The organism is Afifella aestuarii, assembly GCF_004023665.1.
GTDB classification, from domain to species: domain Bacteria; phylum Pseudomonadota; class Alphaproteobacteria; order Rhizobiales; family Afifellaceae; genus Afifella; species Afifella aestuarii.
On record NZ_SAUF01000002.1, the window covers coordinates 468,609 to 487,981 of the forward strand.

Consider the following 19,373-nt stretch of genomic DNA (forward strand, 5'->3'; position numbering starts at 1 on the left):
CTCAACGCCTAATCTTCGATTTTCGTCCAGACGTTGCCGTCTCGGTCGGAGGCGAGGCAGGCGGCGACGAAGGCGAGGCCGCGCACGCCGTCATCGGCGTTGGGGATGAATTCAGAGCCTGGCGGAGAGCGAAGCGCGTCGGCGGCGTCGCTGTAGATGTTGGCGAAAGCCTCCAGATAGCCTTCCGGATGGGCGGCCGGCACGCGGCTGCCGGCGATCGCGGCCGCGGTCGCGCCCGCCCCGTTGCGGCGCAGGAGCTGGCGCGGCTCGCCGAGACGCGTGAACCACAATTCCTCCGGCCGCTCCTGCCACCATTCGAGCCCGCCCTTGTCGCCATAGATGCGGATCGAGAGATTGTTGCCGTTGCCGGGCAGGACCTGGCTGGCCAGGATCGCGCCCTTGGCGCCCGAGGCATAGCGCATCATGATCATCGCATCGTCGTCGACGGAGCGGCCGGAAACGAGGGAGGCAAGCTCGGCAAGGAGATGCGTCGGCTCTTCGCCGGCCACGAAGGCGGCCAGGTTGTAGGCATGCGTGCCGACATCGCCGATGGCGCCGCCCTGGCCGGCCTTGGCGGGATCGGTGCGCCAGACCGCGCCTTCGGAGCCTGTGTTTTCGACGGCAGTGGCGAGCCAGTCCTGGAGATATTCGACCTCCACGCGGCGAAGGGTGCCGATTTCGCCCGCCGCCACCATCTCGCGCGCCTGCCGCACCATCGGATAGCCGGTATAGGTGTGGGTGAGGACGAAGCTCTTGCCGGTCTCCTTTACGAGCGCGGCGAGCGTTCTCGCTTCCTCCAAAGTGGTCGTCATCGGCTTTTCGCAGATGACGTGGAAACCGGCTTCCAGCGCTGCCTTGGCGACCGGGAAATGCAGGAAGTTCGGCGTCACGATCACGACGGCGTCGATCTTGTCGTCGCGCGCCGCTTCGGCTTCGAGCATCTCTTCGTAAGTGCCGTAGGCGCGCTCGGGCGCCAGCCTCAGCGTTTCGGCGAACTCCCGGCCGCGCGCCGGATCGCTGTCGAAGGCTCCGGCCACGAGCTCGAACCGATCGTCCATGCGCGCGGCGATGCGGTGGACCGGCCCGATGAGGGCGGTGGGGCCGCCGCCGACCATGCCGAGACGGATGCGGGGTTGGCTCATAATATCGTCCTTATGTGAGGCCGAGCAGGCGGCGGTTGGTGGCCGCGTCGGCGCCGCTTTGGGCAAAATCGTCGAAGGCGTGCTCGGTGACGCGGATGATGTGGTCGCGGATGAAGGGGGCGCCTTCGCGGGCTCCGTCCTCGGGATGTTTCAAGGCACATTCCCATTCCAGAACCGCCCAGCCGTCGAAATCGTACTGGGCGAGCTTGGAGAAGATCGCCTTGAAATCGACCATGCCGTCGCCGAGCGAACGGAAGCGGCCGGGCCGGTCGATCCAGCCCTGATAGCCGCCATAGACGCCGGAGCGCCCGTTCGGGCGAAGCTCGGCATCCTTCACGTGAAAGGCGCGCACGCGCTCGTGATAGATGTCGAGGAAATCGAGATAATCGAGCGCCTGCAGCACGAAATGCGACGGGTCGTAGAGGATCGAGGCGCGCGGGTGATCGCCGACTTCGGCGAGGAAGCGCTCGAAGGTCGCGCCGTCATGGAGATCTTCGCCCGGATGCAGCTCGTAGCAGAGATCGACGCCGGCCTCGTCATAGGCGTCGAGGATCGGCTTCCAGCGCCGGCCGAGTTCGGCAAAAGCCTCGTCGATGAGCCCCGCCGGGCGCTGCGGCCAGGGATAGATGAAGGGCCATGCGAGGGCGCCGGAGAAGGTGGCGTGGGCGGTCAGGCCGAGATTGACGGAGGCCTTTGCGGCCAGGCGCAATTGCTCGTCCGCCCATTCCCTGCGTGCTTGCGGGTTGCCGCGCACTTCTTCCGGCGCAAAGCCGTCGAAGAGTTCGTCATAGGCCGGATGGACGGCGATGAGCTGGCCCTGGATATGCGTGGAGAGCTCCGTGATCTCCACGCCCTCCTCGGCAAGGCGCCCCTTCAGCTCGTCGGCATAGGTCTTCGAGGTCGCCGCTTTTTCAAGATCGAAGAGGCCCGCCGTCGTCGGCAGCTGCAGGCCGAGATAGCCGAGATCGGCAGCCCATCGCGCCATCGAGAAAAGGTCGTCGAAAGGCGGCTTGTCGCCGACGAATTGGGCGAGAAAGATCGCCGGTCCTCGCAGGGTCTTCATCGTGGGCTCCCAGTCTTGGTGTCGGTTGCGGTCCGCCGTGAAAGCGGAGGCAAGGGCAGGGTGGGGCGGCCTCGTCGCAAGGCCGCCCCGATGCGGCGTTCAAACGATCAGAACGGTGAATCCGGGAAGTAGAAGTCTTCCGCGTTCGACTTGTCGATCAGCTCGGAGGGAAGGATCGTCGTCTCGGGCAATGCCTCGCCGTTGAGGCGCGCCTCGGCCGTCCGCTTGATCGCCTCGTAGATGAATTTCGGCGAATAGGAGACGTCGGCTTTGATGAGCGGATTGTCGTCATCCATGATCGTCTTGACCATGCCCTTGGCGCCGGCGCCGCCGAAGACTTCCTTGATGTCGCCTTCGCGGCCCGCCTGACGGATCGCCTGGAGAACGCCGATCGCCATGTCGTCGTCGGCCGCCCAGACGAGATCAATGTCTTTGAAGCGGGTCAGGAAGTCCTGCATGACCTTGAAGGCGTCGTCGCGGTTCCAGTTGCCGTACTGGGCGTCGAGGATCTTCATGTCGGGATGCTCGTCGATGACGCTGGTGAAGGCTTCCCAGCGCTCGTTGTCGAGCGTGGTCGGGATGCCGCGCAGCGCCACGATATTGGCCTTGCCGTCATACTTCTTGGCAAAATACTCCGCCGGGATCTTGCCGAAGGCCGTGTTGTCGCCGGCCATATAGGCGTCCTGCGCGCTCGGATCTGTCAGGCCGCGATCGACCACGGTGACATAGACGCCCTTGTTCTTCGCCTGGGCGACAGGCTGGGTGAGGGCTGCGGATTCAAACGGGAAGATGACGAGGGTGTTGATGCCGGTGACGGTGACGAGATCCTGAAGCTGGTTCGCCTGTTCCGGCGCGCCGCTCGAGGTCTTGACGGTGATCTGGAGGTCGTCGGGATGGGCGGATTCGAGGTCTTTCTTGGCCTCGTTCGCCCACCACACGATGCCGGCGGTGAAGCTGTGGGTCGCGGCGGGAATGGAGACGCCGAGATTGACCTTTTCCTGGGCTGCCGAGATGCCGGGCAGGGCGATCAGCGCCGAGGTGCCGAGCGCCAGGGCGAGAGCCGAGCGGCGCGTTAGAGACGCAAGGACGGACATTCTATAGTTCTCCCATCGATAACAATTGTTGCTTTCGTGTCGATGCCGCTTGCCGGCGGTCTTGTCCTTGGGGAGCGGCCCGTATCAGGGCCGCCGCCTTTGCAAAAACGCCACGGAAATGATCACGATACCCTGCACGGCTGCGTTGAGGTGAACGCTGATGATGCTCGTCAGGTTGAGGATATTGCCGATGACGGAAAGAAGGATGGCGCCGATCACGGTGCCGGTGACGCGGCCGGACCCGCCCTTGAAGGAGGTGCCGCCGACGATCACCGCGGCGATCGCTTCGAGCTCCCACAAGAGCCCGGTCGTGGGGGAGGCGGAGCCGAGTCGCGGCACGTAGAGGAGGGTGGCGATGCCGACGCAGAGACCGAGAAACGCGTAGGTGAGGATTTTGACGCGATCGACGTCGACCGCCGCATAGCGCGCCACCTGCTCGTTGGAGCCGATCGCCTGCACATAGCGGCCGAAGGCGGTGCGCCGCAAAAGCACGGTGCCGATGATGGCGACGCCGAGGAACACCCAGACCGGGATCGGGATGCCCAGAACCGTGCCGTAATAGACCGGGCCATAGGTCTGCGAGAGACCGAAATCGAGGGTGATGGCGCCGCCATCGGCAAGCCAGGTGAGGACGGCGCGAAACGTGCCGAGCGTGCCGAGCGTGACGATGAAGGGTTCGATCCGCCCCTTGGTGATGAGGAGGCCGTGCATGGTGCCGAAGGCGGCACCCATGAGGAGCGAAACCGCCATCCCGACGATGACCACCAGGACCGGTGCATCGATATGCATGGCGAGGCTGTTCATCACCAGGATGATGCTGCCGGCGATCAGCGCCACCATGGAGCCGACCGAGAGATCGATGCCGCCGGAGATGATGACGAAGGTCATGCCGACGGCGATGATGCCGATGAAAGAGGTCCGCGTCAGCACGTTCATCCAGTTGGCGAGACTGGCGAAATCGGAATTGAGCGCGGTGCCGACGATGGCGAGCAGGATGAGGCCGAGGATCGGACCCTGGCTGCTTAAATCGAATTTTCCGAGCCGGCGGCGCGCCGAGGCGCGGGCGCTCTGGCCCTCAGCCTCATTCGGCTGCGGTTCTTGTGCCGATGGCATGGCTGAGTAGCTCCTCTTCGCTGAGGCGGTCTGCGGGCACTTCGGCCGTCACGCGCCCGTCGCGCATGACGATGACGCGGTGACAGAGACCGATCAGCTCCACCAATTCCGATGATATGACGATGATGCCCCGCCCTTCGGCGGCGAGGCGGTCGATGAGAAAATAGATGTCCCGCTTGGCGCCGACATCGACACCCCGGGTCGGCTCGTCGAGCACGAAGATCTGCGGCTCCGGGGCGAGATATTTGGCGATCGCGAGTTTCTGCTGGTTGCCGCCCGATAAAGACGAGGCAAGGCATTCCCGGTCGCCGACGCGGATGCCGAATTCGTCGACGGCGCGGTCGAGGGCTGCCCGTTCCTCCCGGGGGGAGAGGAAGGGATGGGTGTAGGTCTTGAGATCGAGGAGAGTGAGATTGTCGGACAGGACGCGTCCGACATGCAAACCCTTCCCTTTGCGATCCTCGGAGAGATAGGTGAGCCCGAGGCGCGCGGCGGCGCGCGGATCGCCCATGCGCACCTCCTTGCCGCCCATGAAGATGCGCCCCGAGGAGCGGGGGCGAAGGCCGAGGAGACCTTCGAAAAGCTCGGTGCGGCCGGCGCCGACGAGGCCGGCAAAACCCAGGATTTCGCCCGGCATCAGGGAGAAAGAGACGTTCTGCGCCCAGCCCGGGACGGAAAGATCTTCAACGCGCAGGAGCGGTTCGCCGGCCGAGGCGACGGGACGTTTGGGCGGATACATGTCGGCAAGCTCGCGCCCCACCATCAGCGCCGCCATGCGGGCGCGCGAGGTCTCGGCGGTCTTGGCCTGTGAGATGAAATGCCCGTCGCGCATGACGATCACCTCGTCGGTGACGCGCTCCACCTCGTCGAGCTTGTGGGAGATGTAGAGGACGATGATGCCCTCTTCGCGCAGCTGGGCGATGAGGCTGAAGAGATGCTCGCATTCGTTGGGCGTGAGGCTCGCCGTCGGCTCGTCGAGGATGAGGACGCGCGTGTGGCGCACCTGCGCCTTGGCGATCTCCACGAGCTGCTTTTCCGCCACGATCAGATCGCCGACCCGGTCGTCGGGATGGCTGTGCGCCCCGACGCTTTCGAGCGCCGCCTCGGCCTGGCGTGCCATCGTCTTCTCGTCGAGGAGGAAGCCTTTGCGGATCTCGTGGCCGAGAAACATGTTCTGCACGACGGTGAGCGCATCGGCGAGGTTGAGCTCCTGGTGCACCATGACGATGCCCCGCTCTTCCGCCTCGCGGGAACTTGCAAACGAGACGGGTTCGCCGTCGATCACGACGGTCCCGGCGCTCGGCTCGTGGTAGCCCGCGAGGATCTTCATCAAGGTGGATTTGCCGGCGCCGTTTTCGCCGATGAGGCCATAGACGCGCCCCGCCTCCAGCCGGAAGCTGACGTCGTGGAGCACGCGCACGGAGCCGAAATCCTTGGCGATCCCGTGAAACTCGACGGCGAGGCCCATAACGGCCTTCCTCCCTTCGCCTGAGGGGCGGGAGCGGGCCGGATCGTCTCGCCGAGCCCTGTCTCGACGCCCTTTTTTATTTTCGGGAAAACTCGCTTCCGGATGCCGTCGACATCCAGGGGCCTTCCTCATTGCAGCGAAAATTACGCTCAGCAATTTGATTGAGCAATGGTCAAGTTCGGTCTATTTACGGTCAAAGCGCGTTCAATGAGGTCAAACATGCGCGGCTTTTCGCAATTGTCGCCGACCGAGCGCCGGCTCTTGCTCGAGGTTTTCTGGGCGCGCACCAGTGCCCGCAGCGATCTGGCCGGCCGGCTCGATTTCTCCAAGAGCAAGATCAATGCGGCGATCACCGATCTGATCGGCGCCGGGCTGATCACGGAGATTGGGCCGCAACCCTCCTCCGGCGGGCGCCGCGCGGAAGGTCTGCGCGTCACGCTGCGCGACGGTCTGATCGCCGGCGTCGACATCCGCGCCACCCATATGGACGTCGCCCTTCTGTCGCCGGACATGAGCATCATGGCCCGGCACTGCGAACCGATCTCCGTGCGCGGCGAGCCGGAGCCGTTGTTTGCCCGCCTGCGCGATGTGCTCGATCTGCTCTTGCGGCAGATGGGCCAGGAGCGCGAGTGCATCCGCATGATCGGCATCGGCGTGCCGGGGCCGGTCGATTTCGAGAGCGCCCGTCTCGCCACCCCGCCCTTGATGCCGCTCTGGGAGGGTTTTTCGCCGCGTCAGGCGCTGGCGGCCGATTTCGACGTGCCGATCTTCGTCGACAACGACGTCAACATTCTCGCTCTCGGCACGCTGTGGCATCTGTCGCGCAGCGCCGACGATTTCCTCGTGGTCAAGGTCGCGACCGGGATCGGCTGCGGCATCATTTGCCGCGGCCAGGTCTATCGCGGCGTCGACGGCGCGGCAGGCGATGTCGGCCATATCTGCATCGATCCGCACGGCCCCGTCTGCCATTGCGGCAATGTCGGCTGTGTGGAGGCGATGGCGGCGGCCCCGGCGATCGCCCGAGCCGGCGCGGCGGCCGCCCGCTCAGGCGAAAGCCCGCGTCTCCTGGAGTTGTTGCAGGCGCATGGCGCCTTGAACCCGGAGGATGTCGGTCTCGCGAGCCGCGAGGGCGATCCGGCGGCCAATGCCATCATCCGCGGTGCCGGCGCCGATGTCGGGCGGATGCTCGCCACCCTCGTCAATTTCTTCAATCCGAGCCATGTCTTCATCTGCGGGGGCGTCGCCGCCATCGGCCCGGCCTTCCTCGCCTCGATCCGCCAGAGCGTCTATCAGCGCTCGCTGGCCCTCTCGACGCGCCATCTCGCCATCCGGCCGATCCCGCATCCCGATGATGCCGGCATCGTCGGAGCCGGCGTCCTCGGATTTTTGGAGGCGATCTGACGCGACGCAGCCGGAGCTGGTCGCAACCGTCACGTCTCCTCGTCGGACCTGTCGTTCTGGTCTTTCGTCTCGAACAGAGCCGTCTTCGGGTAGTGGATGGTGTTGTGGAAGTGCGCGATGTCGGCGCTCATGTTGCGATAGCCGTGCGGCTGGTCGGCGGGGAAGCGGAAAGCGTCCCCGTAGCTGCAGCTCTTCCATTCTCCGGCGATCAAGACCTCCATCGCGCCGCGCGTCACGAAGACATCTTCGACGACGCCCGTATCATGCGGGTTCGACTGGTGAACCTGGCCCGGTTGGAGTGTCATCAAAAACGTCTCGGAGCCGAAGACGGGGTCGAACGGGAAGACGGTGTGAAAGCCGATGCTTCCCCGAAACTGGACGGGGCGCACCTGCGCGGGCGCGAAGGTGCCCGTGGTTTCAATCAGATCCTCGATGAAGGCGGTCAGCGGCAGCTGGAAGCCTTTGGCGAGTTTCCAAAGCGTCGCGATCGTGGGGCTCGATTCCCCGCGCTCGATCTGGCCGAGCATGGCCTTGCTGACGCCGGTGAGCTCGGCCGCCTGCGCCAGGCTGAGGCCCGCACGGCTGCGCGCGGCCTTGAGATTGATGCGGATTTTTTCTTCGGTCATTCACATCGCCTGTTGTGCGCTATAACGCACGGACGTTATAACGTCCGGAACTGGATTGGGCACATTCCTAGCGCGCACGAACTGGAAAGGCACGGCTACAATGCTGGCGGGACTGAAACTATCGCACATCGTTGCGGGCTGCATTGCCGTCCTTCTCGGCTATACGAGCAGCGTTGCAATCATCTTCCAGGCGATCGACGTCCTGGGCGCCTCGCAGGCGGAGGCCAACAGCTGGATGCTGGCGCTCGGCCTCGGCATGGGGATCAGCGGTCTCATCCTCTCCTTGCGCTACCGGATGCCGATCCTGACCGCCTGGTCCACGCCCGGCGCGGCCCTTCTCGTCATCAGCCTCAACGGCGTGGCGATGAGCGAGGCGATCGGCGCCTTTCTCTTCTGCGGCCTCTTGTTGACCCTGACCGGCATCACCGGCTGGTTTGAAAGATTGTCCCATCTCATTCCCGACACCATCGGCAACGCCCTGCTTGCCGGCATTCTTTTCCAGTTTGGCCTCGGGATCTTTTCCTCCATGGAGGACAATCTGCCCCTCGTGGCGGTGATGTGCGCGACCTATCTCGCCGGCCGGCGCTGGTTTGGGCGCTTTGCCATTCCCGCCGTGCTCTTCGCGGGGTGCGCCTTCTGTGCCGCGACCGGGGCGTTTCAGGCCGGGGAGGGGATCGATTTTTCTGTCGCCCAGCCGGTCTTCACCATGCCGGCCTTCTCGCTGCCGGTGTTGCTCGGCGTCGGGCTGCCGCTTTTCATCGTCACCATGGCCTCGCAGAACACGCCTGGCATCGTCACGCTGAAAGCCTCCGGATACGAGCCGCCGGTGTCCGCCTGTCTCACCGTCACCGGTCTGACGACGCTCCTTCTGGCACCCTTCGGAGGCTACGCCTTCAATCTCGCCGCCATTACGGCGGCGATCTGCGCCGGGCCGGAGGCCGATGAGAACCCGAAGACCCGCTACAAGGCCGTCGTCGTGACGGGCGTCATCTATTGCGTGGTGGGGCTTCTGGGCGCGGCCGTCATCAGTCTGTTTCTCATCGCCCCAAAAGCCCTGGTGGTGACGGTCGCGGGTCTCGCCTTGCTGAACACGATCGGTGCGAGCCTGAGCGCCGCGCTGGCGCAGCCGGAAAAACGGGAAGCCGCCCTGGTGACGTTTATGACCACCGTCTCGGGCATCACCTTTCTCGGCATCGGCGCGCCGCTCTGGGCGCTGCTTTTCGGGATCGCCACGGGCGTGGTTCTCTCCCCACGCGGCCGGCGGTCCTTTAGGCCGATTTTTGCCCGGCGGTAGGACGCACCGCGCCTGTGTGCACGCGCCCTTCCAGGTCGCGCGGAGGCCGCGCCTGGCGCATCTTACGATCGATGTCGTGAGAGAGAAAACTGGTACGAACGGGTGGATTCGAACCACCGACCTTCGGAGCCACAATCCGACGGAATGACAACATATTTTGCAGCTACCTTGTGCTAAATGCCTGAAATACCATATTCATGATAGCGGCTTAGCGGAATCGATAAAATCAGAACGAAACAAGAATTGTGCCCCATAAGGCTCCGTCAACTTTTTTGAGGTTGGTAGGAATATGGTAGGGTTTTTGGAGGTGGCATGGCGACGGAGCGTGTCGAACTCAGCGAATATCATCGGAAAGAGGCGAAGCGGATCGTGGATCGCCGCGGCTCCACTGCCTCCGACCCACGCATCTTTGCCGACACCCGTAATCCTGGGCTCCAGCTGCGCATCGGTGGGCGCACATCGCGGTGGATCCTGAAGCATGCGGGGCGCACGCTGACCCTGGCCGACAGTGGCACGCTCACCGTCCAGGAGGCTCGCGCACTCGCGGATGCCGTCCGCGAACTGCGCGGGAGAGGAGCGTCTGAAGAGCGCCTGCGGACCTACATTTCTGAGCGTCTGCAGGGCGGCGACCATGACGCCGCACTCGCGGTGGTGAAGAGGCAGGAGGCGGCCGAGGAAGGTCACTGGACCCTCCGACAGATGATGCAGCGGTATCTCGACGAACACATCCGACCCGGTCGGATGCGAGGTGGTGAGCGGCTCGCACCGAGCGACAAGACCATAGCGGAGGTCGACCTGGTGATGCGCCGGGAAGCGTTCGTGAGCCGGTCCGAGAAGCTCGTCTCGGAAATGCACGAAGGCCATCTGGAGGCGCTGCGCGACGAGATCCGGACGGCGAACGGTCCCTCGGCTGCACGGAAGGCCGTGACCTATATCCGCCGTGCTTTCAGATGGGCGAAGGCGACCCATTCCGGCGAAAGCGGTCTGCGCGGCGTGGCGCCATGGTGGGCCGACGTCGCCACGCTTCACACGGAGCGTCGCCGGACCCGATATCTGACGGTCGGTCAGATTGGGCTTCTTCTTGTGACGGCAGAGGCCTACCGGGTGATGCCGGGAAGGGCCTCTCAGAAAGGCACCTCCGACATGGTCCTCTGCGCTCTGTGGTGGGCGGTGCTGACCGGCCAGAGGACCGGCGCCATCGCAAAGGTGGAGCGATCCTGGCTGATGGCCGATCTGGAGAACGAGGGCTGGGGGATTGTGCTCTTCCCGGCGCATGTCATGAAGTCTCGGCGAGATTTTGCATTGCCGCTCCCGCCGGTGCTCTGGGACATCACGCAAGAGACCCTTAAGAGGGGACGGAAGGAGAGCCGCTATCTTCTCGCCTCGAACCGCATCAGAGGTCCTGGTCACCCGCTCGGCGATGACACGCCGGTCAATCAGTCCGCCGTGCTCAACCTGATGCTTCGCCTGCGCGGGCAGTATAAGCCCGAAAAGAGGTCGAACGGAGCGGTCACTCGCCGTGTCGGCCCCGACCTCCTGCCCGACCTGCCGCATACCAGCCCGCACGATTTTCGCCGGTCCATCACGACAGAGCTGGAAGACCGAGGGGTGAGAGGCGCTGCGATCAGCGCCATGCTCTCGCATTCGCAAGGCGAGAGGCATCTGAATGTCGATCCGGAAGACATCGTGGCAATGATCACGCGATCGGTCTACTCCCAAAGCCAGAGGCTGCCGTTGAAGCGGGAAGCGATCGGCCGGTGGTGCGACCTCGTCTTCGAGGCCTACGAGCATCACCACGACGCAATTTTCGCGGAGGCTGCGGAGAGGCAGGTTGATCCCGCTTGGCGGGAAATGCGGCTTAAGGAAGTCGTCATCCGACAACCGGAGCGCCCAGTCGCAGTCTGAGTGAAGTTGGCGCGCGTTCTGGGGCGGAGCTCTGCCGGAGAACTTCCGCGGCAAGTGAGTTCCCGGGTGTGTGGCGCGATGTCACCAGCGCATTCGCGCTTTGCGCTATGACTTCGTGTCGACAATCTTGGTTGCGGCGGTCATTCTCTCCGGATTGGTGTGCTTCATGAAGGCGTCGTAAGGGACATTTTTGCTCGAATCTGGAAAATCGCCCTTGGAAAACTTGAAAACATTTGATCTTGCTTGATAAATAGCCGGAAAAGGAGATGAGAGGCGGGCGCGATATTTGCGAATCGAGGTCGAAAAGGTTCGCCCTTGGAAAACCGGTCAAAAATGCAAGTGGTTGTAGATGTTTGCAGAGAGTGAGTGGCAGCCACTTGTCCGCATGGACGCGGATTGAGACAAAGCGACGACCGCCGAGGCGGAATTCGTAGTGCGTGGCAGCCACTTGTCCGCATGGACGCGGGAAAGGAAAACGGCGAAGGCGTGAGACAGCCCCGATGAACTGGCGGGGTTCGTGATGTCTACGGTCGTTGTCGCTGGCCAGGGTGCGGAATGTGCCTTGGGTGGGTGAGCGGAGGATGTCACCCGTCATCTTCCCGCGTCTGCAGGAGGCTGCATCCCGGATTGTTAGAGCCTGACGCTAACTGCGCCCTCACGGAGAAGACCAAAATCCAAGCGCTCTGTGACGCCGATCTCCGGCTTTCGCGCTGCCGCGCCGAACTGGGCAAGGTCGACAAAGGCGATGCTCTTCTCAGGTCGATGCCGGGTGGGCGACTTAAAGCAGCAATACGGCGTTGTGAGAGCTTCGATATCGCTGAGGTCCTGTCGGAAAGGCGAGATATACCGTCTCTCTTCGTGGCGATAATTGTTGCCGCGCTTAGATGTCTCTCTGAGGCCTTGCGACATATTGAGCTTCAGGCTCGTTTCTCCTTGAAATTAAAGTAAATTTTCCTGCGATGAAGCCTGGGTGGATATTTTTGCCTATTGAAAATTATGAGGCAGCCGAATACGCCTAAAACATGAAAATTGTGCAGTATTCTTATTCATAAATGAGATTCTGTATGGCGGGCGAAGATTGGGTTTTGCGCATAGAAGGCGTCAATTTTGGCGCTGCCGTATTTAATACGGGCGATCTCAGCACAATCAGGGGCGCTTCTCTGGCCTATGAGGTCGCGATGGAAGATGCCGCGGAGCGAATGGAGGAAAGGGTTCTCCAGGTCGCGCCGAATGCGACTTGCGAGCGAATTTATGTTGGGGGATCGCAGGCGGCCTTCCGCATCAAGGTCTGTGACGCGGAGAGCATGGAGGCAATTGCCGCGAGGCTTCGCCGCGAACTGCGCGAAGGCCAGTATTTTGTCGCCGAGAAGCCGGAGTTCCGGCCGGAGGGCAAACGTAAAGATCAGAACAGGCCGCCGACACAGCATCTTTGCTTCGTTGTCGATGTCGCCCCGGTCGAGAACGATGATGAGGCGGGCGCTGTCGACCGCGCCATGACCCGCTCTCGTTTCCGACAGATGCGGGCGCCTTCGCTGCCACGAGCTGAGGTCAGGGTCGGCCTCAGCGATGGTGTGAAAGTCCGTCGAAGCGCGTTTTGTCCGATCGATCCGATGCGCCCGGCCGCCGCCGAGGAAGAAAGTCGGATCTGGACCGCACCCGGCCAGTTTCCTTTCGGTGAAGCTCTGGAGCCGAAGGTAAACGCAAAGGGCGACGTCGTTGCAGAGAGAATCGCTGTCTGCCGCCGGGTAGGCGATCTGCGCCCCTATGGCCGCACCGCGCGGTGGCAGCTCTACAAGCGCAGGTTCAAAGAGCGAAAGCTAACAGACCTTGCCGACATCCGCGTCGCGGAGAGCTTTGAGGATATCGTCGAAGATCCGCCAAAAGACTTGCCCGAGTCGGCCAAAGGAAAGATGGCCGTGTTCTATGTGGATGGTGCGGGCTTCGGGGCGTTACGCCGTAAGCTTGGGCTGCGCGAATTCTCTCAGTTGATGCAAGAGCTTTATATTGACACGCTGCTCTATGAGCAGCTTGCCGATTTTGATGCCGGGTCGAAGCGCGAGAAAGACCGATATGCTCGGTTCCGGTTCGACTATGAGGCGTCGGATGGAAAGACGCCGCCTAAGCCTTTCTTGCGCTTCGAGACGCTGATGTTCGGGGGAGAGGACTGGTGCTTCGTGGTGCCGAGCTGGCTGGCTTCGGAAGTGCTCGAACGAATCTTCGCGCGCACAGCGGAGTTCTCGGAAAAGGGCGGTGTCGAGCTTGGCTTGCGCGCCGGGGTGCTGATTTGCCCGTCAAAGACGCCGATCCGCCGCGCCACTGGGGTGGCTCACGATCTCTGCGACGGCGCCAAGTTGTTTATGGGCGAGACTGGGGCTCGCTCTGCAATCGACATCCATGTCATGGAAAGCATCGACGTGCCGTATGGCGCTCTTAAAACGCAGCGCAGGCGCATTTTTGGCGCTGTCGAACCGGAGGTCTTTGGCTTCGATGGCGGAAGCTGGACGAAAGAGGCGCGGAAGTTCCGACATTTGTCCCGGCTGCCGCGTTCGCAACTCTACGCGCTCATCCGGCGGATTGGGGATGAAGGCGACACCAACGCCAAGGAAGAGATTCGGCGCGCCTGCGAGCGTAGCCTCGATTTGCGGGAAATCCTGTGTCCGAATGATGCGGCGGAGCCCGATCTCGATCTCTTGCCCGCCAAAGCGGGCGGTGGCGACATATCCTTCCGGCTGAAACGGCTCGCTGATCTCTGGGATTACGTGGTGGTGCAGCCGGAGGCTCGATCATGAGTGCCGGATACTACAAATCGGATCTGCGTATCCGCCTGGAAAGCCCGTTTCTGTCCGCCGGATTGGAAGCGAAGGCCTTTGGGGTCGATGCGGCGCAGCTTCGTGACCGAAGCGGCTATCCGGTCCTGCCCGCGGGCCTGTTGCGCGGCGTGTTGCGCCATGCGCTGGAAGACCTGCTAGCGCGCAACATAGATGTGAAAGATGTCCTCGATCTCTTCGGCAGAGAGCTCCCGCACAAGGAGCCGGAGGATGATAAGCGTAATGAGGGCGTAGAAGAGAAAGAGCGTCCCGGTCGCATCCGCATCAGCGACGCCCGCGCATGCCAGCCGTCCTCTGGCAAAGAGAGGGCGACACGGATCGCCATTGAGCCAGAGACGGGGGCGGTCAAGGAGGGCGCGCTTTTGGTCGTCGAGCTCTCCTATCCGGTGGGGAAGGAGGTCGATTTCAAGGCCGAAGTGCGGTTTCCTGCTGCCAGTCAGGCAGAGGCAAAACAGATTGCGGTTACCCTCGACAAGGCGCTGAAGCAGGTCGTGGCCGTCGGAGCTTACAAGACCGTCGGATTCGGGCGGGTCGTCGAATGCGCGGTTCTGGCCCCCCAGCAAGAGAAGCCATTTGCGGCAAAGCCGGAGCCGAAGAAAGGCTCCTCGTTTGTCTATTCATTCCAGCTCGATGGGCCGTTGCTGGTCGACACCCATTACGCGGAGCAGAACGTTCTGCAAAGCTCAACCCGGATCTCCGGTGCTGTTTTGAAGGGTGCCTTGGCCCGGCGGCTTGCCGATAGTGGGGCGGCGAACGAAGAGGGCTTCGTCACCGGGCTGCTCGGAGAAGCGCTGAAGAAAACGATCATCTCGTTTGCGGATGTTTTTCAAGGCGCTTTGCCTCTGTCGATCGTTCAGCGTTACCTCGACAAGGATACAGCCGTTCCCGACGATGCAACGGGTTATATTGCCGACGATCTTTGGAAGGCCTCAAGCGGCAAAGCCGCAGCGTTCCGGAGCGATTGGAAGGACGAGGACTGGAAAAAAGGGGCCGCTCCAAGCGAAGCCGATCCTCTATCGGAGCTGGAGACGCGCACGCGCCTCAGTATCGAGCCGACGACCGGCGCTGCCAAGCCGAGCGCGTTGTTCTCGCACCAGTTCTTGCGGACACCCCTTAAGGGCGAGGCGGCGCCCATCTGGAAAGCGCTGATAAAATGGCCGGAGCCGGGAGAGCCGCCGGACGAATTCTACAAGCTTCTCGGACATCTGAAAGCTGGGCTCTGGTCGATCGGGCGCCTGAAGGCAGGGACATGCTGTGAGCGGCTAGAGCTGGAGGAAGGAGTGCCACAGGCGGCCAACCAAGCGGAATTGACCGGGAAGATCGCTCTGATCCTGACAACGCCACATCTGATGGTGCGTGTCGGCGCTTTGGACGACGAAGAGACCTTCGGCGCTGCGATCGATGACTATTTCAAGACGGCAAGCGATGGTGCCTGGCAGATTGCCCGCGGAGCGGATGGCGAGCGGCAGCTCTTTGCTCAACAGGAATTGCGCGGGGACTTGCAGGCTGCGCGCTTTAGGCCTTTCGGGCGCGATCGGCTTGAACCTTTCGTGCTGATGAAGGCTGGCTCGGTCTTCGTTCTTGAGCCAGTGCAGGCGAACGCCGCCGACATGCTTTCCGAATGGGAACGTTACGGCCTGCCGGATCCGCAATGGGAAGGCGTGCGACTTGAGGCGGCGACCTGTCCCTTCTTGAGGGGCAACGGTTACGGCGCGATCCGTATCGGCGCGCCGGGCACGCTGGTAGGGGCAGAGGAGGTCGCGCGGTGATCGGGGCCTGGACTGAAATCGAGGTTATCGCCGTGGCGGCGACTCCACTTATGATCGGCAGCGGCGACCACAAGAATATTCGGCGGCACGACGGCAAGGATTTGCAGGAGGTGGAGCTTGCGCTTGTCGCCGTCGATGAAGATGGAAAGCCCGTCATCCCGGGCTCCACCCTGAAAGGCGCGCTCAGGGCACTGGCCGTGGCCGGGGGCTGTCCGGGCACGGAGGCTCTATTCGGGCCGGAGCGTATCGATGACCCTAAGAAGGCGAAGAGCGGGCGACTGATTTGCTGGACCGGGCGCTTCGAGGCTGCGCCCGACATGGGTGACTCCTCGATAAGGGAGAAAAACATTCCCGGCCACGGTACCGCCGCTGCCGCGAAAGGGCTGTTCGTCGACGCGCGCACGGCTATAGACCCAGCCTCCGGTGTGGCCTGGCAGGGGCGGCTGTTTCACGTCCAGGCCGTGGCGAAGGGCACGACCTTCCGGCTGCGCTTCGGGCTTCAGACCGCAGATAAGGCCGCTATTGGCCTCATGCAGAGCGTGCTTGCCCAGATGGCTCGCGACGGGCTCGTCTTGGGCAAGGGGCGGGGCGTGGGGCAGGGCAGTCTTAAGCTTTGCCTTGATGAGCTAAAGGTCGTGCGTCACGACGTGGATGTCTCCGGGGCCCCGGCAGAAGACTGCATCACTGACGAATGGCGCGAGGCCATCGACGCAGTTGAGCACCCAGAGGGGGGTGGGCTCACAAAGCTCCTACTAACCTGCAAGGAAGCATTCATCAGCAACGATAACGCTGGCGTGGACTACGACAAGGACGGCTCGCCCAAGCTCGTCTATTTGCGCGAGCCTGGAACGGATAAACCGCGCTTGACGGGCGCCAGCCTGCGGGGGGCCTTGCGTGCCCGCGCCGTCTGGCTGGAACGCCTGAGAGACCCGGATCATCGCGATAACCGGGATTTGATACTCGACAAGACGATCCCCGCTTCCGATGCGGATCTGACGCGGCCGCGGGCGCGATGCAAGACCGTCGGAGAGCTGTCGTCGACCGAGCTCCTCTTCGGCATCAATGGTTGGCGCGGTCGCTTGCGTATTGTCTCTGTTCAGTGCGGAGAGCCTAAGGGAAGCGTCGTCATACGTTCCGTGCGGCTTGATCGTTTCTCCGGTGGGCCGATGCATGGGGCGCTGTTCTCCATCGAGGCGGCGCGTGCGCCAGACTTCGAAGCTTGGCTGGCCCTCGATCCCGTCGGCCCTCTTGGCGCCTCTGAGCAGGATACAGTGCGCGGCGATCTGTTGAGGCGCCTCATCGAGGATCTGAAGAGGAACGGCCTGCGGCTGGGACATGGCACGAACAAAGGCTATGGGTGGTTCGATGTCGTTTAAAGAAAAGTCACCCGAAGAAAAATTGAAGCTGGCGGGGTTCCCTGTTGATAGGCGTCATCTCGATTTCTTGAGGAGTGCCATATTTCAAATTGAATGGAGAGGAGAAGAGTACTCTCTAGAAAGTGTAAGAAGTAAAATATTGCAGTCGATCCATAATGAGCCTGTTGTCAATGAGGCCCTAGAAAAAGCTAAGAGCGAAGTGCGAAAAACCGAAAGTGGCTCGATAAAAAATAAGAGGCTTTCGGAAACAATTGAGGAGAAGTTGGATACGAAAATATGGTCGTCGGCTGAACTTGGGCCTCTCCTGAACGCTCCATATCGCTTCGCTGTACTGAATGAAAGCGTTGTCGCCGCTCAGTCCCAACCCGATCTTGATCGGCCCCTGCCGGGTGGGCTGTGCGCCACACTTAAGGTCAGTTGGCGGATCGAAACGCCGCTACTCGTTGGGGCGGGTGACAGCAATGATGTTCCCTTCGCCCTTGGCGGGCCTAAAGACTGGGTCATTCCTGGCGCTACGTTACGTGGCGTGGTGCGGGCAGCCCTTGAGGCGGTGGCCCATGCGAGGCTGGTTCAGACCAATCGGCGCTATCGGTTCGCACTGCGCGATTTCGAGCATCCGAGATACAAGCGCTTCATCAAGGAAGGGGGCGTCGGTGACGGCGCCCTGAAGGCTGGCTGGCTGACCAAGGAGTGTGACAAATACAAAATCAGGCCCTGTAAAACCTGGGGGCGCATCCCAATTGATTTGTTGAAGGCACGCATTCGTCCAGAAGAGCAAAAAAAAAGCATATCGTGGGCCAAATTTGACAGAACCAGGAAGTATACGGCTTCGAGTCCGGACTTGAAGCTAGTTTTTGAGCCCCATTGGAAGGACCGTAAACTTGCCTTCAAAACCCCGCGGGCCTTCCGTTCGGAGCGGGACCGGCATCAGCAGGAGGTTTTCCGACCTTTGCCAATCGGGGAATCTGGAACTCAAGGCTTTTACGTCTTCTCCGGTGCGGCAACCGATCCGCAAAAGAAGCAATATGAGTACGTCTTCTTCGACGATCCCGAGGCAAAGTCGGTCGCATTGACGGAGAGGTCATGGCTCAACTTCCTCGTCACGAACACGAAACAGGGCAACCGCGATCGCGAGCCGGATGGCGCCTGGAAGGAATTCGGCGGGGACGTCGTCGAGGGGCAGCGCATCCCGATCTTCTTCTATGGTGACCTCAACGAGCAGAACGAAGAGTTTTGTTTCGGGCTCACGCGGCTCTTTCGTATGCCGCATGCGCATGCGGTCGGCGATCTCGTTCCGAAACCGCATGAGCTAAGGCTCGATGACAGGGGCCGGTTGGAGCCGGACCTCGTCGAGGCCCTCTTCGGATATGTCTTCGAGACGGAGGACTTTCCGCAACCACGGCCGGACGAGGCGGTGGCGCATAAGGGGCGGATCGCCTTCGGTTTCGCGCGGCCGGTCAACAGAAAGGCGTTCGAACTCTGGCCGGGGGACAAGAAAGACCCGCTAGAGACGATCCAGGGTGCGCCGAAGCCGAGCTTTGCGCCCTTCTATCTGGTCGGGCCGGAAAAGGACTGGTCTGCGGATAACGCTCAGCTTGCCGGGCGCAAGCGTTATGTGCCTAGGGAGGCTGAAGACTCAGGCCTTATGGTCGAGAGGCTGATGGAGCATCGGATGGATGACGCAAGGGCAGGTGGGGCCATCTCGAAGAAAACCATCAGCAAACTGCGCTTCCTGCGTCCGATCTCTGCAGATGCAACCTTCTCAGGCGAAATTCGCCTTCATAACGTGAGCGAGGCGGAACTCGGCGCCATCCTTTGGGTGCTAACTTTTGGTGGCGGCGGAGCGAACCGCTATCGCCATATGCTGGGGCGCGGCAAGCCATTCGGTGCCGGGCGGGCGGCGGTTGCAGGCATCGAGGGTTCCATTCGCCGCAATGCCGATCCGGAGAAGCCGGAGAAGATTACCTGGAAAATCGGCGACGGCGCAGGCGAGTTGGGGCCTTTCCTGGAGAAGTTCGAGGCGCAGATGGACTCTGCGCTTGGTAGACCTGGGGCTTGGCGCGCTTCAGGACCCGTTCGGTCTTTTCTAGCCTGTTCCCTGCCGCAGGATTGGCGTCTACCCGAGTTTGATTATCTTAACTTTGCCAGAGACCCGAAAGTTGGCGAGAAAAATAATGGTTGGCGCTTCAAGAAGCTGCGTGATCATACGGGGCTGGGAGCGCAAGGGGCTCCGGACCGGCTTTTGAAGGCGCCGCCAGACAAGGACGTGTAAGGCATGGTGCCGTACCGGCAGG

13 protein-coding genes are annotated in these 19,373 nt (G+C 62.3%); 7 read left to right on the forward strand and 6 right to left on the reverse strand.

All coding sequences use genetic code 11. The features are described 5' to 3' along the window. Positions 1-8: 8 nt before the first annotated feature. From EO094_RS10610 to EO094_RS10630, 5 genes are all read right to left on the reverse strand, one after another. Positions 9-1,142, reverse strand: coding sequence for a Gfo/Idh/MocA family protein (locus EO094_RS10610; RefSeq protein ID WP_128292272.1), 1,134 nt, complete (start codon positions 1,140-1,142; stop codon positions 9-11). Positions 1,143-1,152: 10 nt separating this feature from the next. Then, positions 1,153-2,205, reverse strand: a complete 1,053-nt coding sequence (locus EO094_RS10615; protein ID WP_128292273.1) for a sugar phosphate isomerase/epimerase family protein — start codon at positions 2,203-2,205, stop codon at positions 1,153-1,155. Between the two features lie 107 nt (positions 2,206-2,312). Beyond that, on the reverse strand, positions 2,313-3,299 hold the full coding sequence (locus EO094_RS10620) for a substrate-binding domain-containing protein (protein ID WP_128292274.1): 987 nt from the start codon (positions 3,297-3,299) through the stop codon (positions 2,313-2,315). Between the two features lie 84 nt (positions 3,300-3,383). Next, positions 3,384-4,412, reverse strand: coding sequence for an ABC transporter permease (locus EO094_RS10625; protein WP_128292275.1), 1,029 nt, complete (start codon positions 4,410-4,412; stop codon positions 3,384-3,386). Then, positions 4,381-5,880: a sugar ABC transporter ATP-binding protein gene (locus EO094_RS10630; RefSeq protein ID WP_128292276.1), complete on the reverse strand. Its 1,500-nt coding sequence runs from the start codon at positions 5,878-5,880 to the stop codon at positions 4,381-4,383. The genes EO094_RS10625 and EO094_RS10630 overlap by 32 nt, the downstream gene beginning before the upstream one ends. A 219-nt stretch (positions 5,881-6,099) precedes the next feature. Between EO094_RS10630 and EO094_RS10635 the strand changes: the two genes are divergently transcribed. Then, on the forward strand, positions 6,100-7,281 hold the full coding sequence (locus tag EO094_RS10635; protein WP_128292277.1) for an ROK family transcriptional regulator: 1,182 nt from the start codon (positions 6,100-6,102) through the stop codon (positions 7,279-7,281). A gap of 29 nt (positions 7,282-7,310) precedes the next feature. Here EO094_RS10635 and EO094_RS10640 read toward each other — a convergent pair whose 3' ends face one another. Then, the gene (locus EO094_RS10640) at positions 7,311-7,907 is read right to left on the reverse strand and encodes a helix-turn-helix domain-containing protein (RefSeq protein ID WP_128292278.1); all 597 of its coding nucleotides are present in this window, start codon (positions 7,905-7,907) and stop codon (positions 7,311-7,313) included. A 55-nt stretch (positions 7,908-7,962) separates the two neighbouring features. On the opposite strand from EO094_RS10640, the gene EO094_RS10645 reads away from it, so the two are divergent. The 6 genes from EO094_RS10645 to EO094_RS10670 all read left to right on the forward strand — a co-directional run bounded on the left by EO094_RS10645 (position 7,963) and on the right by EO094_RS10670 (position 19,351). Continuing rightward, positions 7,963-9,201 carry a benzoate/H(+) symporter BenE family transporter gene (locus tag EO094_RS10645; protein ID WP_205649887.1) on the forward strand — a complete coding sequence of 413 codons (1,239 nt, stop codon included), beginning with the start codon at positions 7,963-7,965 and terminating at the stop codon, positions 9,199-9,201. A gap of 312 nt (positions 9,202-9,513) precedes the next feature. Beyond that, positions 9,514-11,106 carry a tyrosine-type recombinase/integrase gene (locus EO094_RS10650; RefSeq protein ID WP_128292279.1) on the forward strand — a complete coding sequence of 531 codons (1,593 nt, stop codon included), beginning with the start codon at positions 9,514-9,516 and terminating at the stop codon, positions 11,104-11,106. A 1,064-nt stretch (positions 11,107-12,170) separates the two neighbouring features. Further along, positions 12,171-13,895 carry a hypothetical protein gene (locus tag EO094_RS10655; RefSeq protein WP_128292280.1) on the forward strand — a complete coding sequence of 575 codons (1,725 nt, stop codon included), beginning with the start codon at positions 12,171-12,173 and terminating at the stop codon, positions 13,893-13,895. After that, positions 13,892-15,703: an RAMP superfamily CRISPR-associated protein gene (locus EO094_RS10660; protein WP_128292281.1), complete on the forward strand. Its 1,812-nt coding sequence runs from the start codon at positions 13,892-13,894 to the stop codon at positions 15,701-15,703. The genes EO094_RS10655 and EO094_RS10660 overlap by 4 nt, the downstream gene beginning before the upstream one ends. Then, positions 15,700-17,079: an RAMP superfamily CRISPR-associated protein gene (locus EO094_RS10665; RefSeq protein WP_128292282.1), complete on the forward strand. Its 1,380-nt coding sequence runs from the start codon at positions 15,700-15,702 to the stop codon at positions 17,077-17,079. The genes EO094_RS10660 and EO094_RS10665 overlap by 4 nt, the downstream gene beginning before the upstream one ends. Beyond that, the gene (locus EO094_RS10670; protein ID WP_164879626.1) at positions 17,057-19,351 is read left to right on the forward strand and encodes a TIGR03986 family type III CRISPR-associated RAMP protein; all 2,295 of its coding nucleotides are present in this window, start codon (positions 17,057-17,059) and stop codon (positions 19,349-19,351) included. The genes EO094_RS10665 and EO094_RS10670 overlap by 23 nt, the downstream gene beginning before the upstream one ends. Positions 19,352-19,373: the final 22 nt, after the last annotated feature.